Origin of the sequence: Enterobacter sp. CRENT-193, from assembly GCF_002787395.1 — a bacterium.
Taxonomy (GTDB): Bacteria; Pseudomonadota; Gammaproteobacteria; order Enterobacterales; family Enterobacteriaceae; genus Enterobacter; species Enterobacter hormaechei_C.
In genome coordinates, this window is sequence record NZ_CP024812.1 from 3,439,803 (window position 1) to 3,455,378 (window position 15,576).

Annotated in this window: 13 protein-coding genes; 6 read left to right on the forward strand and 7 right to left on the reverse strand. The window is 55.6% G+C overall.

Annotated elements, in window-relative coordinates:
- Nucleotides 1-57: 57 nt before the first annotated feature.
- Both CU081_RS17055 and CU081_RS17060 read left to right on the forward strand, forming a co-directional pair.
- Nucleotides 58-2,031 carry an alkyl/aryl-sulfatase gene (locus CU081_RS17055; RefSeq protein WP_022651148.1) on the forward strand — a complete coding sequence of 658 codons (1,974 nt, stop codon included), beginning with the start codon at nt 58-60 and terminating at the stop codon, nt 2,029-2,031.
- 51 nt (nt 2,032-2,082) lie between these two features.
- Entirely contained in the window at nt 2,083-3,189 is a 1,107-nt protein-coding gene (locus tag CU081_RS17060; RefSeq protein WP_022651147.1) for a GGDEF domain-containing protein, read from the forward strand.
- A gap of 39 nt (nt 3,190-3,228) precedes the next feature.
- On the opposite strand, the gene CU081_RS17065 is transcribed toward CU081_RS17060, so the two are convergent.
- Nucleotides 3,229-4,728 carry an aldehyde dehydrogenase family protein gene (locus CU081_RS17065; RefSeq protein ID WP_022651146.1) on the reverse strand — a complete coding sequence of 500 codons (1,500 nt, stop codon included), beginning with the start codon at nt 4,726-4,728 and terminating at the stop codon, nt 3,229-3,231.
- Between the two features lie 241 nt (nt 4,729-4,969).
- Between CU081_RS17065 and feaR the strand changes: the two genes are divergently transcribed.
- Complete coding sequence (gene feaR, locus CU081_RS17070) at nt 4,970-5,878, forward strand: transcriptional regulator FeaR (protein WP_022651145.1); 909 nt, start codon at nt 4,970-4,972, stop codon at nt 5,876-5,878.
- Here feaR and CU081_RS17075 read toward each other — a convergent pair whose 3' ends face one another.
- The 3 genes from CU081_RS17075 to CU081_RS17085 are packed head-to-tail and all read right to left on the reverse strand — an operon-like array spanning nt 5,879 to nt 9,031.
- Nucleotides 5,879-6,196, reverse strand: a complete 318-nt coding sequence (locus tag CU081_RS17075) for a YdbL family protein (RefSeq protein ID WP_022651144.1) — start codon at nt 6,194-6,196, stop codon at nt 5,879-5,881.
- A gap of 7 nt (nt 6,197-6,203) precedes the next feature.
- Complete coding sequence (locus CU081_RS17080; protein WP_003857369.1) at nt 6,204-6,395, reverse strand: YnbE family lipoprotein; 192 nt, start codon at nt 6,393-6,395, stop codon at nt 6,204-6,206.
- Entirely contained in the window at nt 6,392-9,031 is a 2,640-nt protein-coding gene (locus CU081_RS17085; protein WP_022651143.1) for a YdbH family protein, read from the reverse strand. The genes CU081_RS17080 and CU081_RS17085 overlap by 4 nt, the downstream gene beginning before the upstream one ends.
- Before the next feature lie 210 nt (nt 9,032-9,241).
- Here CU081_RS17085 and CU081_RS17090 point away from each other — a divergent pair, with 210 nt between their 5' ends.
- Both CU081_RS17090 and CU081_RS17095 read left to right on the forward strand, forming a co-directional pair.
- Complete coding sequence (locus CU081_RS17090; RefSeq protein ID WP_003857375.1) at nt 9,242-10,231, forward strand: 2-hydroxyacid dehydrogenase; 990 nt, start codon at nt 9,242-9,244, stop codon at nt 10,229-10,231.
- A gap of 660 nt (nt 10,232-10,891) precedes the next feature.
- Nucleotides 10,892-11,728 carry an alpha/beta fold hydrolase gene (locus CU081_RS17095; RefSeq protein ID WP_003857377.1) on the forward strand — a complete coding sequence of 279 codons (837 nt, stop codon included), beginning with the start codon at nt 10,892-10,894 and terminating at the stop codon, nt 11,726-11,728.
- An 87-nt stretch (nt 11,729-11,815) separates the two neighbouring features.
- On the opposite strand, the gene CU081_RS17100 is transcribed toward CU081_RS17095, so the two are convergent.
- Nucleotides 11,816-11,989 carry a GnsA/GnsB family addiction module toxin gene (locus tag CU081_RS17100; RefSeq protein WP_003857379.1) on the reverse strand — a complete coding sequence of 58 codons (174 nt, stop codon included), beginning with the start codon at nt 11,987-11,989 and terminating at the stop codon, nt 11,816-11,818.
- A gap of 308 nt (nt 11,990-12,297) precedes the next feature.
- On the reverse strand, nt 12,298-12,576 hold the full coding sequence (locus CU081_RS17105; protein ID WP_003857380.1) for a DUF1471 domain-containing protein: 279 nt from the start codon (nt 12,574-12,576) through the stop codon (nt 12,298-12,300).
- A 228-nt stretch (nt 12,577-12,804) separates the two neighbouring features.
- On the opposite strand from CU081_RS17105, the gene CU081_RS17110 reads away from it, so the two are divergent.
- Nucleotides 12,805-13,395: a DUF4142 domain-containing protein gene (locus CU081_RS17110; RefSeq protein ID WP_022651141.1), complete on the forward strand. Its 591-nt coding sequence runs from the start codon at nt 12,805-12,807 to the stop codon at nt 13,393-13,395.
- Nucleotides 13,396-13,469: 74 nt separating this feature from the next.
- Here CU081_RS17110 and CU081_RS17115 read toward each other — a convergent pair whose 3' ends face one another.
- Entirely contained in the window at nt 13,470-15,566 is a 2,097-nt protein-coding gene (locus CU081_RS17115; protein WP_022651140.1) for a pyrroloquinoline quinone-dependent dehydrogenase, read from the reverse strand.
- Nucleotides 15,567-15,576 lie beyond the last annotated feature (10 nt).

Here is a 15,576-nt window from a genome sequence, read left to right on the forward strand (position 1 = left end):
TTCACCAGGATTCGAAGTCTCCACAAACAACGTCACAGTTTACTGAGAGGTTTTAGGATGAGAATCAATGAGATCGTCAGGAGGCTCGCGCTGGCGGGATGTTTTATTTCTACCAGTTCCGCCTGGGCCGCAGAAGCACCTAAGGATGCCAGCGCAGCAACGCAACAGGCCAACAACGCACTCTTCAACCAGCTTCCTTTCTCCGATAACACCGATTTTACCAACGCCCACAAAGGGTTTATTGCCCCGCTGCCTCAGGAAATTATCAAAGGGGAGCAAGGCAACACCGTCTGGGATCCTCAGCAGTACGCTTTTATCAAAGAAGGCGATAAGGCGCCCGACTCGGTTAACCCGAGCTTATGGCGTCAGTCCCAGCTGATCAACATCAGCGGTCTGTTTGAAGTGACCGAAGGCGTCAACCAGATCCGTAACCTCGACCTGTCAAACATGACTATTATTGAAGGTAAAGAAGGCATTACCGTGGTCGACCCGCTGGTGTCGGCAGAAACGGCCAAAGTCGGGATGGATCTTTACTATAAAAATCGCGGTAACAAGCCTGTGGTCGCCGTTATTTACACCCACAGCCACGTTGACCACTATGGCGGCGTGCGCGGCGTGGTGGATGAAGCAGATGTGAAGTCCGGCAAGGTGAAAGTCTACGCGCCCGCCGGATTTATGGAGGCCGCCGTCGCGGAGAATATCATGGCGGGTAACGTCATGAGCCGCCGCGCCAGCTATATGTACGGCAACCTGCTGAAGCCGGATGCGAAGGGCCAGGTCGGCGCGGGTCTCGGCACCACCACCTCCGCCGGGACGGTGACCCTGATCGCACCGACCAATATCATCGAGAAAGATGGTCAGAAAGAGGTGATCGACGGCCTGACCTATGATTTTATGCTCGCGCCGGGATCGGAAGCGCCTTCTGAGATGCTCTGGTATATCGAAGAGAAAAAGCTGATCGAGTCTGCGGAAGATGTCACCCATACCCTTCACAACACCTACTCCCTGCGCGGTGCGAAAATTCGTGAACCGCTGCCATGGTCGAAATACATCAACCAGGCAATTGTACGCTGGGGTGATAAGGCCGAAGTTATCATGGCGCAGCACCACTGGCCGACCTGGGGCAACGAGAATGTGGTTAACCTGCTGAAAAGCCAGCGCGACCTGTATCGCTACATTAACGACCAGACCCTGCGCATGGCGAATGAAGGGCTGACGCGTGACGAGATCGCCGCCAACTTCAAGCTGCCGAACTCCCTGGCCAATACCTGGGCCAACCGAGGCTATTACGGTTCAGTCAGCCATGACGTCAAAGCCACCTACGTGCTCTATTTAGGCTGGTTTGACGGCAACCCCGCGACCCTGGATGAACTGCCGCCTGAAGAAGCCGCGAAGAAATTTGTGGAGTATATGGGAGGCGCGGATGCCATCCTGAGCAAAGCGAAAACCGACTTTGACCAGGGGAACTACCGCTGGGTGGCTCAGGTGGTCAGCAAAGTGGTCTTTGCCTATCCAAATAATCAGGCCGCGCGAAACCTGGAAGCGGATGCGCTGGAGCAGCTGGGTTATCAGGCTGAATCAGGCCCGTGGCGTAACTTCTACCTGACCGGCGCCCAGGAGCTGCGTAACGGCGTGGTGAAAGGACCGACCCCGAACACCGCCAGCCCGGACACCGTGCGCGCGATGACGCCAGAAATGTTCTTTGACTATCTGGCGGTGCACATTAACGGTGAAAAAGCGGCGGATGCAAAATCGGTGTTTAACATCGACCTCGGCAGCGAGGGCGGTAAATACAAGCTGGAACTGGAAAATGGCGTGCTGAACCACACGGCGAACGCCGAAGCGAAAGACGCTGACGCGACCGTGACCCTCAACCGCGATACGCTGAATAAAATCATCCTGAAAGAAGTGACGCTTAAACAGGCGCAGGATAATGGCGATATCAAAGTGACCGGCGATGCCGCAAAACTCGATGCCATGCTCGGTTACATGGATAAATTTGAATTCTGGTTTAACATTGTGACCCCGTAAAGGCAGCACTCGCGGGCGGAGGTTCCGCCCGCTCAAGGAAAATTCTCTTCAATGGAAAAAAGACATCCAGCCACACCCGAACCCGCGACATGGCCTACCCGTAAATCAATGGTTGTTCACGGGCTGGCCGTGAACCTGCCGTGGCTCGCCTTTGTGAATGCCAGCTTTGCCCTTATGGTCCTGCTGCGCAATTCGCTGTTCGGCCATATCGATGCCCTCCTGCACATCAGCCCGCCTCTGCGGCAGATGATAGACGCCTCCATGCTAGGCGTGGTGATCCTTTCCGTGGCGCTGGTGATCATGGCCTGGCGCCACATCCGCGGCGTCAGCGTCGTTTTGTTTATGTGCAGTCTGCTGTGGTCGATAAGTTGTTACTGGTTTATCAACGTGTTACATCTTCCGCATCCCTGGCCTATATTCGTTACCCTGCTGATGGCCGGTATGACCGCGCTCTATTTTCACCCGGTGGCACTGCTCTGCTTCACCGTTCCGCTATGGATAAGCCTGCCCGTTGCCAGCATGCTGCTGAATCAGGAAATTAATTATCGCTTCGCCGGGCTGTGGGTGGTGTTCACCTTCATTCTCGTGTGCGGGCGCTATATCCTGTTGAGTTGGTTTGAAGAGGCGTGGCGTCGCAACCAGCAGAATCAGCGTTTAATTTCGCGGCTGGATGCGCTGGCCCATCAGGATCCGCTGACGAAAACGGCCAACCGGCGGGCGATGGAGCTGGTGCTGGAAAACGCCGTGGAGCAAGGCAAACGCTTCGCGGTGCTGATGCTGGATGTCGATTACTTCAAACTGTATAACGACACCTATGGTCACCAGGCAGGAGACGCGTGTCTCGCGAGGGTGGCAGAGGTGCTGAACACCTCTGTGCGCACGCCAGAGGATGTGGTTTCGCGCTACGGTGGTGAGGAGTTCGTCGTGATCCTCTTTGACTGTGAAGAAAGCGTTGCTGAGAAAGTCGCCGCGCGGATCCAGGCTGGCCTGCGCACCGCAGCCATTGCGCACAGCGCGTCGAAGGTGAGTGAATGTGTGACGGTGAGTATGGGCATTGCCGGCTATACCCCAGGACTGGCCGGCCCGGAAATCATCGCCCGCGCCGATGCAGCGTTGTATCGGGCGAAGGAGTCCGGGCGGGATAGGTGGTCGCGTTAAATAATGCCGGGTGCCGGCTTCGCCTTACCCGGCGTTTTATTAATACCGCACACACACCGACTTGGTTTCACACCAGCCATCCAGCCAGTCGGGGCCGAAATCGCGCCCGGTGCCAGACTGCTTCATGCCGCCGAACGGCAGGTTGGCGTCTATCAGCGTGTGGCTGTTCACCCACACGGTTCCTGCCTGTAACCTGTCGGTATACGCTAGCGCTTTACTGATATTCTGCGTCCAGACGCTGGCCGTTAAGCCGTATTCAGTGTCGTTCGCCAGCTGAAGCGCCTCTTCCCCGTCGTCCACACGAACCAGGTTCACCACCGGCCCGAAGACCTCTTCACGCGTCAGTCGCAGATGATTATCCGGGTTGACCACCAGCGTTGGCGAAACGTAATAGCCTTTGCCGTCTGGCCCCCGGTTCCCGGCGATCAGCTCCGCATTGTGCGCCTTCGCCTCATCCAGGAACGCCTGAACCTTATCGCAATGGGCGCGCGACACCAGCGGGTTGATAAACGCATCCGGCGACATGCCCGGCCCGACGCTCAGAGATTTCACGGCCTGTTCAAAGCCGCTGACCAGCGTGTCGAACAGCGGAGCCTCAATATAAATACGCGAGCTGGCCGCGCAGACCTGCCCCTGATTCAGGAAGCTGCCGGTCATCAGCCCTTCAATTACCCACGCCGGATCGGCGTCTTTCAGCACGATGGCCGGGTTTTTGCCGCCCAGCTCCAGCGTCACGCCCGTTAGCGTATCCGCAGCCACGCGGGCAATCTGCTTGCCCGTCGCCGTCGAACCGGTAAAGCTTACTTTGGCAATGCGCGGGTGCGAGGTTAGCGCCGCGCCACAGACGGCGCCACTACCGGTCACCACGTTGAACACGCCATCCGGGATCCCCGCCTCGCTCGCCAGTTCCGCCACCCGTAACAGGGTGAGCGGCGTGGTTTCCGAGGGTTTGATCACGATGGAGCAACCTGCCGCCAGCGCGGGCATTACTTTCCACATGCCAATCATCAGCGGGAAGTTCCACGGCACAATCCCCGCCACGACTCCCACAGGCTCTTTACGCGTCCACGCCTGATAACGCGCGCCCTGCGGCAGTGGAATCGAGAGATCGAGGGTTTTACCGGCAATTTTGGTGGTCAGCCCTGCCGTGTAGCGCATCCAGTTCAGGGTGCATCCCACCTCGAAGGCGCGGGAGATGTTAATGGATTTCCCCTGCTCCAGGGTTTCGAGCTGTGCCAGCTCTTCGCCATGCTGTTCCACCAAATCGGCAAACCGCAGCAGGATGCGTTCCCGCTCTGCCGGCAGACGCCCTGCCCAGCTTCTGGCGACAAAGGCGCGCCAGCCAGACATCACCGCACGATCGACATCATCGACGCTGGCATCGGCGGTGGAGGCAATAACCTCTCCGGTCGCCGGGTTGTAGACGTTCAGACGCTTTTCGCTGTCGGATGCCGCCTGACGCCCTTCAATCCACAGGCCGTGCTGGCGATCTAAAAACTGCTGCACGCCTGGCAGGATGGCGACGTGTGATTCGGACATAGGATACTCCTTCGTTATGCTTCGCAGGGTGTGTATGCAGTCTAAGAGGGGAATCGCATTCCTGCTTTTGTCTGTGTGACATTCGCTTTGTCAGCTGTGACAGGCTCCGCAAATCGTGATAATTCCCGCTTATATCGCTGTAACCGTTGAGTGTTCTTTCCTATAGTCAGCCTCGTAGCCCTGACAAAATGCAACATAAATGCAACAATGCGAAAACAGTGACGGTGCAGCGAGAACATCAATGGCGTGTGCAAGCGAACAGGACAATTTTCAGCAGTGGCTGGCGCAAATTAACCAGGTTTGTGGGCGCTTTGCGGCACGTCCGTTAGAGGGGGCGTTTCTCGGCGAACTGGAAACCAGCTATACCCAAAGTCTGAAGCTGAGCACGGTGACCGCCGCAGGCGTTAACCTTTTTCGCACCCGTCAGGAGATCAAAAACGGCAACGACGCCTGGTTCTACACCGTGTTTCAGCTGGAAGGCAGCGCCGGAATCGAACAGGACAACCAGCGCGCGATGCTGAAAGCCGGGGATATCACGCTGATTGACGCCTCCCGCCCGTGCTCCATTTACTGGCAGGAGCGTTCCCGCCAGATTTCGCTGCTGCTCCCGCGACAAATCATTGAGCAACACGCGCGTTTTCAGGAAGTGAGGTGCGCGCTGCCCCTCTCCCGCAGTCTGCCTACCGTACAGCTGAGCTACCGACTGTTACAGGAGAGCATGGGCAATGCCGATCTCAGCGCCAGTGAAAGCGAAGCGGCGCTGGAGGCGATGGTGTGTCTGCTGCGTCCGGCCTTCCAGCAGCAACACGAGGTGCTGCCGCGCAAGGAGCGTCAGTTCCGCCACGTTCTGTCCCTGATTGATAATCATATTCAGTCGGAGGCGTTAAGACCGGAGTGGATAGCCTCAGAGAGCGGCATGTCCGTGCGGAGCTTGTACCGCATGTTTGCCGGGAAAGGGCTGGTGGTGGCGCAGTATATTAAGAACCGTCGCCTCGATTTATGCGCTCAGGCGCTGCGTTCCATCAGCGATGACGAAAAGCTGGCGGGCATTGGCTACAGCTGGGGCTTTACCGACCATAGCCATTTTTCCACCGCCTTTAAGCAGCGTTTCGGGGTTTCGCCGGGCGAATACCGTAAGCGTTACCGCTAGTTACTTTTTTAGCCACTTGCCGTTAATCCCCTTCACGTATTCACCCGGCTGGGCGCGCGCCACCAGCTTTTGTCCCGCCATTTTCGCCACCTCGTCGACGGGCAAATTATTGCTGTCAGCTAACTGCTGGTAACTTTCCGTGCGTGCAGCGTTGATACGGCTCACCAGCGCCAGGGTTTCAGCGTCGTGCTGAACGGGCGCAAGATAGCCGCTCAGGGTTTCCCCTACGCGCCCCTGGGCACGTGCATCGTTGAGCGTAAGCGTGGCGGCGTGAACGTTCATCCCCAGCGCCAGTAACATCAGAGCTAATCGTTTCATGGCATCCTCAGAACAGATCGCTGCGGGATTTCAGCAGGGCTTCAACGTCTTTATCCACCTTGATATGGATTTCATGCTCAATTTTCACGTTCATGTTGATAGTGATCGGCTCTTTGGGCGCCGCCACTTCAATGCGCGGCGTACAGCCTGACAGCAGCGCGACGACGGCCACGGTGAGTACACCAGCCCTCTTTTTCATTGTTGTTCCTCACTTTCCTTGCCTGTCGAACCGCGGAGAAGGGGTATCGCCGCATGTTGCTCAAACCATGTTTGCAGATTGTCCCCAAAGCGCAGGCTGCGCCAGAGGGTAAAAATGTTCTCTTCATGGGTGTAATTCAGGTTTACGAAACTGCTTTTGCCCTCGACGCGGCTGGTGCCTTTAATGGCCGCCTGCATGGTTAACACGCCCAGATTATCCACATTGAGTTTTGTCCACGACTGCGAAATTTCCATATAGCGGAGCCAGTTGATCGCCGCCCCGGCAACCACGTTGTCTTTCACAATGGCATCCGCCGTGTCCTGGTCGATGCGCAGCGTCATCGGCCCCGGGTTGGTCAGCCAGCCATCTTTAATGATCCATTTTTCATTGTCCAGCCAGAACGGCAGCGCGCCGCTCACCGGGCCGGACATGGCAAACTGCTTCGGATTCACCGCGCTTATCAGTTCGCTCGAGGAAATATTATCTACGCGTAGTAAAGCCGGATCGTGCTGCGGCATTCTCAACTGCTGCATGGTGATTTTCCCGCCGAGCGCTTCCACCTTCACGTTGGTGAGAAGGAGCGGGTTCGCTTCGGTCCAGGGATAATCGCCCTGGAGATCCGCGGTGATATTTCGGGCTGTGACCAGGTTTTTCACCTCGTCGATTCGTAACGTTACCGGCCCGCGCGTGCCCAGCGACCAGGTACCCTGGCTTAAGCGGAACGGCAGAACAAAATCAACGCCGTTGATTTCGTTATCCGGCATCCACGCGCTGCCCGCTTTCAGCACCCCGTGCCCCCCGGCCTCAAACCCCTGATCGGAGGCCGCTGAGAAAGCCACCTGTGCGTACATTTCGCCGCCGCGCAGGGTCAGTTTCCAGTCTGGCGGGATCAGCGGCTGGAACACCGTAAGAGACTGTTTTGGCCACCAGGCCTGACCGCGAAGGCGTTCGCCATCCCAGCGTCCATTCACCTGGACCGGGCCGATGTCGTCCGCATGCAGGTTCCCTTTAAACTGGAACACCGTCGGGTCTGTCCCGTCAACGCTGAAGGTCAAAACGGACGGCGGCAGCACGCTTCCGCCCGAGAAGCTTGTTTGCCCGGCATTGAGCGCGAGCGCGCCGCTAAAGGTGGGGTTATCCGGGTCCCGCGACCAGCGCACCGGGTGATCCAGCACCAGGCGCGGCTTGCTGACCAGCATCGTACCGTACTGCAATTTGTCGACCCCCGTGGAAAGATCGGTCAGTTCGATAACGTTGTCGCGCCACTCCCCGGTTCCCCGGACATCCCAGCGCGCATTCATCGGCGTGAAATTCCCTTTACCCCAGTAGCGCCACTGCCACAAACCGTTGTCCGGTAAAAAGTCGTTAGCCTGGCCGTCCAGATGCAGCTCAAAATCGCCCATCTCGTTTTCATGCGCCCGCAGAATGGCTTGCAGGCGGCCGTCCACGCCCTTCTGCGTGAGCTTCACGCCTGCCAGCGGCCAGCGGATCTCATCGATATCCAGCGAGTCGATGATGCGCCCGCGCGAGCGCAATAATGCGCCGGGTTCAAACGTAAGCTGCGGATCGTAAAGGCTGCCGGTCAGCTTCGCCGGGAGTCTGGCATACAGGATCAGATCGTTTTGCTTGGCTTCCCCGCTCAGGTGCAGCGGCATAGCGCTGTTTTCCATACTGAGCGAGCCGGGACCGATATTCAGCACCGCGTTGCCCTTCCCCGCATCCCCCTGGGTCAGCACATTGAGCCGCCCTGTGAAGGTGGCTTTCTCTAGCCCCTGCTGCCAGTTATCCACTTTCAGCCCGACGCGACCGCTCATCGGCATACCGGAGGCTGACCAGTTCCAGCGTCCGTCGCTGACGGTTAACTGCTGAGCGGTGATCTGCCACGGTAAATCGAGCAGTGGATCGGGGTTGTCCCGCGCCATGACCACCAGCTGGCCCTGATTGTCCTCCCAGTCCAGATCGGCATCGACCAGCGAGGATAACTGTGGCACGTTAAAGGTCGCGACCGTATGCCCTTTCACCGGCACGCCGTCCGGTACCAACGGCAGGGTAAATTCACCGATCAGCTTCACGGGCTGCGGCTGATCCGGCAGTTGCACATCGAACTGGCTGATGGAGAGCGTCTGGCCGCGCAACTGCCCCTTAATGCTCACCTGCTCGCCGTTATAAGTGATGTCCTGGCGGGCTGGCGTGAGTGAAGCATGCAGCTCACCCTCCCACTGCTGCCAGGGAGAAAGGGTAAAGCGGTGGATGGTCAGCCAGGTGTTGGGCAGGATGGCCTGCCACTGCGCCAGCGTTTTCGGCGCCACCGTTGAGGACGCTGACTGCGGTAATTTGCTCAGGCAGACAGAATTAAGTTCAAGTGCGCCAATATCCAGATCCCAACGGCTGGGGTGTGACAGGGTCACGTTTTCCACACGGGCAATTTCGCACTCTTCTACCAGATAGCGGAGATCGGGGATGATCAGGGCGTGGCGCGTGAGCCGTGGGCTTTCTTCAAACGCGATGCGCGTTCCAACAGGGAGCCAGATCCCGGCGAGCGTGGGTACCCACTGGGCGAGCGTCATCAGCAGCGTCAGCGGCACGAGTAATAGCAGCAGTAATAGCGCGATTGCGGCTTTGTATTTACCCTTCATGGGCAGTTAATATCCTGATTTTGCGAAAAAAATAAGCCGTTCTTGCCGCTCATTGTCGCATGTTTAGCCAGTCAGTTGAAGGTAATGCCATTTTTAAGAGTAGATGCTCTACAATAATTCATAGAACTTATTGATTTCAATGAATTTTGAAAAATTGTAAGATAATTTTAAACATGCTAACGTGGTTCCAAAATCACTGGAGAAAGTCTTATGAAACTCGCGGTATATAGCACAAAGCAGTACGACAAAAAGTATCTGCAACATGTTAACGAGACGTACGGTTTCGATCTTGAATTTTTCGACTTTCTGCTGACAGAAAAGACGGCTAAAACCGCTCACGGCTGCGAAGGCGTGTGTATCTTCGTTAACGACGACGGTAGCCGACCGGTGCTGGAAGAGTTGAAAAAACAGGGCGTGAAATACATTGCCCTGCGCTGCGCAGGCTTTAACAACGTCGATCTCGATGCCGCCAAAGAGCTGGGTCTGAAGGTCGTTCGCGTCCCAGCCTATTCTCCGGAAGCCGTGGCTGAACATGCCGTCGGGATGATGATGTCGCTCAACCGTCGTATTCACCGTGCCTATCAGCGTACCCGTGATGCTAACTTCTCTCTGGAAGGGCTGACCGGCTTTACCATGTATGGTAAAACCGCAGGCGTGATTGGTACCGGCAAAATTGGTGTGGCCGCCCTTCGCATCCTGAAAGGATTTGGCATGCGTCTGCTGGCGTTTGATCCGTACCCTAGCGCCGCTGCGCTGGAGCTGGGCGTGGAGTATGTCGATCTGAAAACGCTCTTCTCGCAGTCTGATGTTATCTCCCTGCACTGTCCGTTGACCCCGGAAAACTATCACCTGCTTAACCAGTCGGCGTTCGACCAGATGAAAGACGGCGTGATGATCATCAATACCAGCCGCGGTGGACTGATCGACTCTCAGGCCGCTATCGAAGCGCTGAAAACGCAAAAAATTGGCGCGTTGGGTATGGATGTGTATGAGAACGAACGCGACCTGTTCTTTGAGGATAAATCTAACGACGTGATTCAGGATGACGTGTTCCGTCGCCTGTCGGCCTGCCACAACGTGTTGTTCACCGGCCACCAGGCGTTTCTGACCGCCGAAGCGCTGATTAGTATATCGGAAACCACGCTGGGGAATTTACAGCAGCTTGATAAGGGCGAAGCGTGCCCTAACGCGATCGTTTAAGACCGTCAGGCCGGGCGGCGGTAACCTCTGCCCGGCCAATAACAAGCCCATCAGAAAAATAAGCACAGGTTAACTATTAAGACGGGTAACGTTCACCGTAAATATAACAATCAAGGATATGACTGTTCCGGTGTGACCATATCAGAATGAGACTCTGATGAAGGCTGCGTGATTTGCTGCACTATCGTAACCAGTTGTTCAAAAACAGCTCTCATTTGCGTCGGGTAGGTTAAAGACAACCAGGTTGCCAGCACTGCTCCAGCCAAAAAGCCCAACTTCATACACCATCCATAATAAATTCAGCGAGATACAAGCTTTAACGTATGTGTGGTGCCGGGTGCCTCCCGGTGAGTCGTTGGTCAGCCACCTTGACCCGCTACTGATTGCCTAAGCTACACGTGCTGTTTAACCCCTCCGCACAGGGGGATTCACCACGCGAGAAAAATAACACAGTGCCCCGGCTGGTTTAGGGGATATTTCGTTTAAAAATAAATAATGACCATACAAATTTAATCTATAACTGTTTTCAGGAACCCTTCTACACTTTAAGCGGATATATCAGTAATAAGATTAATATAAGTCAGTTTTATTACGTCCCTAAATGCTGGGCTATTTACTTAGCCTTCACACGTTTTTGCCATTAGCAGAGGAGTCTGAAATATGGCATTCGTAACAACGAAAGATGGTGTCAGTATTTATTACAAAGACTGGGGTCCGAAGGATGCGCAGCCGATCGTTTTCCATCACGGCTGGCCGCTGAGCGCCGATGACTGGGATAACCAGATGCTCTTTTTCCTTGCAGAAGGCTTCCGCGTCATCGCCCTCGACCGTCGTGGTCATGGTCGTTCCGATCAGGTAAGTGAAGGTCATGATATGGATCATTATGCCTCCGACGCATCGGCCGTGGTCGAAAGCCTTGATTTGCGTAATGCAGTGCACGTCGGCCACTCCACCGGCGGGGGCCAGGTCGCCAGGTACGTTGCGAAGTACGGCCAGCCTCAGGGGCGAGTGGCCAAAGCGGTACTGGTCAGCGCCGTTCCTCCGCTGATGGTAAAATCAGACACGAACCCCGGCGGAACGCCCATTGAGGTGTTTGACGGCTTCCGCCAGGCGCTGGCCGCTAACCGCGCCCAGTTTTACCTCGACGTCGCCAGCGGTCCTTTCTATGGATTTAACCGAGACGGAGCAGAGGTTTCGCAGGGCACAATCCAGAACTGGTGGCGTCAGGGAATGATCGGTAGCGCCAAAGCCCACTATGAAGGCATTAAGGCGTTTTCAGAGACCGACCAGACGGACGATCTTAAAGCCATTACGGTTCCCGTCCTTGTGTTGCAGGGTGATGACGATCAGGTTGTCCCCTATAAAAATGCCGCCCTTCTACAGGATAAGCTGCTCGCAAACAGCGAACTCAAAATTTATCCAGGCTTCCCGCATGGGATGCATACCACGCATGCAGATACCATAAACGCCGATATACTGACATTTATTCGCTCATAAAGACGATGATTATCCATAATACAACCGGGCATCACGCCCGGTTCTCTTTTGCGGCAAGAATTGAGCGACCATTTCAGGAAGAAACGCTTACAGGAGTTTGATTTTTACTTCATACCCCTCGAGGCCCGTCATGGCCTCACGAGCGATAAACTCTATTTCAGAAACTTCCTGCCCTGTTTTTTTTCGTAACTCTGCAATTTTTTTGGCTATAAGCGCTGAAATCTCTTCCTCTGCCTTTTGTGTAAGTGCGTCAACTTTCATCTTTACCTCTTACGACCGTTAACTGTATCCATTCTCTAAATGGTTTTAACCATAACCCTTTGTAAAGCGTAGACTATCTACGTTACGTATGCTGCATTAACCTTAAGATGAGCAGCATGATGGAGCCGTCACATTTAAACATGCATTTATGTTGCATTATTTGAACAAGCTGTTATTGTCCCAAAGCCTTAGAGCACATAAACATAAGAAAAGTTTTGACTTAAACTTGCCCCGCATCAGGGGCATTTTATTGGCTGTCTGTAAGCAAAAAACCCGCCAGAAGCGGGTTTTTGTGGTATTCGAGAAAATTATTTAAAGACTTCTGCGACGGCCTGGAAGTTAGGGCCATGCTCGCGGGCAGCGATAATGACGTAGTATTTCCCGCCCTTCTCGTCTGCCAGTTTTGAGAGTTTTTGATGAAGATCTGAAGGTGAAGAAATTTGTCCACCTGAAGCCCCTACAGATACATTACCAAGGTATTCAAGTTTGAAGTGGTGCGCTTCATCCTTGGAAATCATATCTGCCGCAGATGCGCCGAAGCTTGCTACTGTTAAAGCCAATACACTCCCTAATAGTGCTTTTTTCATATCATTCCTCCTGTTGATGAATCTATATATTTAACATTAGCACCAAATATGTAAATGATCCGTATCAATATTGTAGAAGAATTGAGCATCACGACCAGCCATCACTGACCTGAACGGCGGGTGCAGCAGTTTCATCTACTATACTGACCCTTGTAGTGAGCATTTATCTGTCCGGTTGCGCCTGAAGCAACCGAAACTTACCTGTACCATGACCATCAGGAGAACAATATGCACACGAGTAAAACCCTGAAAAGGCTGCTAGCCGTATCAGCAGTTGCAGCAATGTTCAGCACCGTTGGCGTACAAGCCCAGACGACAAGCGCCGCACAAACTCAAACTGCGGGCAAGGCTCAACCGGACGCCAGACTCAGCTCCGGCGACGAGAATGCGTTGAAGGACATGGCGCAGGCCAATATCAACGAAGTCGCCGCCGCCAGGCTCGCCCTGGACAAGGCCCAAAGCAGTGAAGTGAAAACATTCGCTCAGAAAATGGTCGACGATCACGGCGCCGCGCTGACCAAAGTCCAGACCGTTGCCCAGAAAAAGGGCGTGGAGCTGCCGACCGAACCAGACGCCGCGCATAAAGCCCTGAACTCAAGGCTGGAAAACCAGCGTGGTGACGCTTTTGACAAAATGTATATGGAATATGCTGGCGTGAAGGACCACGAGAAGGTGCTGTCGAAGCTTAAGAGCGACGCCAGTAAAATCGACGATCCGGATGTGAAGGCTCTGGCCAACGAGCACACGCCGGTCGTTGAGCAGCATCTGAAGTCCGCCGAGCAGATGTCAACCCACTCCGGCGCATCAGCCGATAAATAACGCGTCGGTAAAACGACAATTGCAAAACAAAGTGGGGCCCGCAGGCCCCACGCTTATTTCCCCTTCCTGATGAATTATTCCGGCAAGGCGTAGACCACCACCTGATCGCCCACCTGATCCTTCAGGATCGTATTCCCGCCTGCCACGAAGGCCACATACTGGCGACCTTTATATTCATAGACTGACGGGTTCGCTACTGCCGGCGCTTCTGCCTGATCGGACCACAGCTCTTCACCGCTCTCGACCGAGTAGGCACGCACTTTGGCATCCATTGAAGCACCGATGAAGATCACGCCGCCCGCCGTCACTGCCGGGCCACCAATGGTAGGTGAACCCCAGCTCTCCGGCATGAAGAAGCCATACTGCTGGGAGGCGCCAACCGGACGACGCCATTTCACATCGCCCGTATGCATGTCCAGCGCCACGATTTCGCCAAACGGCGGCTGCCAGCACGGCATGCCCAGCCAGTTGCTCGCCACCAGCAGACGCATACCGTACGGGGCGCCTTCCTGTGGGGCAAAGCCGCTTTCGTTACCGGACTCTTTGTCTGCGTTATCGTAATCTTCGCGGCTGTAGAGCTTCACGTACTGGACGATATGCGAGGTGTTGACGATGGCGATCTGTTTTTGCGGATCGAACGCCACCCCACCCCACTGTACGCCGCCCGCGCTATCAGGATAGGTTAGCGTGCCTTCGCCCTTTGTGGTCGGCGGAGTATACATTCCCTCATAGGTCAGGTTATCCCACAGACGAGAGCACTGGCCGCCACCGACGATATCCGCCAGCTTCCAGATTTCCGGTTTTTTCGACTGGTCGAGCAGCGGTGCGGGTTTGGTCGGGAACGGCTGCGTGGGCGAGAGAACTTCACCCTGAACCGAACCATCACCCTGCGGAACCGGACGTTCTTCGATTGGCCATACGTCCTCCCCCGTCAGGCGGTTAACCACGAACAGGAAACCCTGCTTGGTGGCCTGAATCAGCGCCGGGATCTGCTTGCCGTCTACGGTGATGTCCATCAGCGTCGGGGCGGAGTTAATATCGTAATCCCAGACGTCGTGGTGTACCCATTGACGGGACCAGACCACTTTACCGGTGTTGATGTCCAGCGCGGTGGTCGAGGTACCAAGCGGAATAGCGTCCACGCGGTTGCCGCCCCAATAGTTGGGAGATGGCGATGAAACCGGGAGATAGACCAGCCCGTTGGCCTCATCGGCGGACATGTGCGTCCAGACGTTGGCGGTACCGGTACGCTTGCGAATCTCTGCCGGGATCGCCTCAAAGGTCCATTCAAGCTTACCGGTCTGGGCGTTGACTGAAAATACGGTGCCCGGAGGGGCTTCGGCATAGGCCCAGTCCTTCCCGGCCCAGCCCACCAGCAGATGGTTGCCGACAACGGTTGGCGGTTGCAGGACAGAGAGCGGATACTTCGCGTTAACGGTATTCCACTGGTTCAGATCCAACACGCCGTTATTCGCAAAGCCGCTGCAAGGTTTGCCTGAATCGGCGTCCAGCGCAAAGAGCTTGCCGTCAACGGTGCCCATATAAACCATCTTCTGGCATGCCTCTCCGCTCACCGGATTTTTGGCCTGCCAGTAGGAAACGCCGCGGTTTTTCAGCACTGGCTGGGTCAGCGCCTTGCGCGACGATTTCGTGTCATAATGCCACTTCTCTTTACCCGTCCCCGGATCCAGCGCAATCAGGCGATCGAATGGCGTGCCAATGTAGAGCGTATCGTTGGCGAAAATGGGCGTTGCGGACCAGACGGTAGCTGGCGTATCGCCTTTACCATCCGAGACGTCGCCGGTATGGAATTCCCAGACTTTCGTTAATTTCCCGACATTATCCGCCGTAATTTGGGTCAGGGGGCTGTATTTCTGCGCGTTAAGCTGGCCGTGGAAGCTGTCCCAGGTGGGCGAGCCGGGCACCAGCGGCGTCGCGGGCTGGCTGGCCGAGGCGACTTTCTTTCCGTCACCGCTGCCGGTTGAGGCATCGTCGGTGGTTTTTGTGGTTCCGGGTGCCTGCTGATCGGCGGCATCAATGTTAAGCGATTCCTGGGTCCCCTGAGAGGCCTCAGTGGCCTTATCCTGCGCCTGTAGCGCGAGCGGAGCGACCAGCAGCGCCAGCGCCGTCATGCTGACTTTTATGAAGGGATAATGCTTATCGTTGTGCACGGGCGGCTCC

What these genes read in the sequence shown, in the direction of transcription:
- CU081_RS17090 (WP_003857375.1), top strand. Translation starts at nt 9,242, where the DNA reads ATGAAACTCGCGGTATATAGCACAAAGCAGTACGACAAAAAGTATCTG.
- CU081_RS17095 (WP_003857377.1), top strand. Translation starts at nt 10,892, where the DNA reads ATGGCATTCGTAACAACGAAAGATGGTGTCAGTATTTATTACAAAGAC.
- feaR (WP_022651145.1), top strand. Translation starts at nt 4,970, where the DNA reads ATGGCGTGTGCAAGCGAACAGGACAATTTTCAGCAGTGGCTGGCGCAA.
- CU081_RS17105 (WP_003857380.1), bottom strand. Translation starts at nt 12,576, where the DNA reads ATGAAAAAAGCACTATTAGGGAGTGTATTGGCTTTAACAGTAGCAAGC.
- CU081_RS17085 (WP_022651143.1), bottom strand. Translation starts at nt 9,031, where the DNA reads ATGAAGGGTAAATACAAAGCCGCAATCGCGCTATTACTGCTGCTATTA.
- CU081_RS17055 (WP_022651148.1), top strand. Translation starts at nt 58, where the DNA reads ATGAGAATCAATGAGATCGTCAGGAGGCTCGCGCTGGCGGGATGTTTT.
- CU081_RS17080 (WP_003857369.1), bottom strand. Translation starts at nt 6,395, where the DNA reads ATGAAAAAGAGGGCTGGTGTACTCACCGTGGCCGTCGTCGCGCTGCTG.
- CU081_RS17060 (WP_022651147.1), top strand. Translation starts at nt 2,083, where the DNA reads ATGGAAAAAAGACATCCAGCCACACCCGAACCCGCGACATGGCCTACC.
- CU081_RS17100 (WP_003857379.1), bottom strand. Translation starts at nt 11,989, where the DNA reads ATGAAAGTTGACGCACTTACACAAAAGGCAGAGGAAGAGATTTCAGCG.
- CU081_RS17075 (WP_022651144.1), bottom strand. Translation starts at nt 6,196, where the DNA reads ATGAAACGATTAGCTCTGATGTTACTGGCGCTGGGGATGAACGTTCAC.
- CU081_RS17110 (WP_022651141.1), top strand. Translation starts at nt 12,805, where the DNA reads ATGCACACGAGTAAAACCCTGAAAAGGCTGCTAGCCGTATCAGCAGTT.
- CU081_RS17065 (WP_022651146.1), bottom strand. Translation starts at nt 4,728, where the DNA reads ATGTCCGAATCACACGTCGCCATCCTGCCAGGCGTGCAGCAGTTTTTA.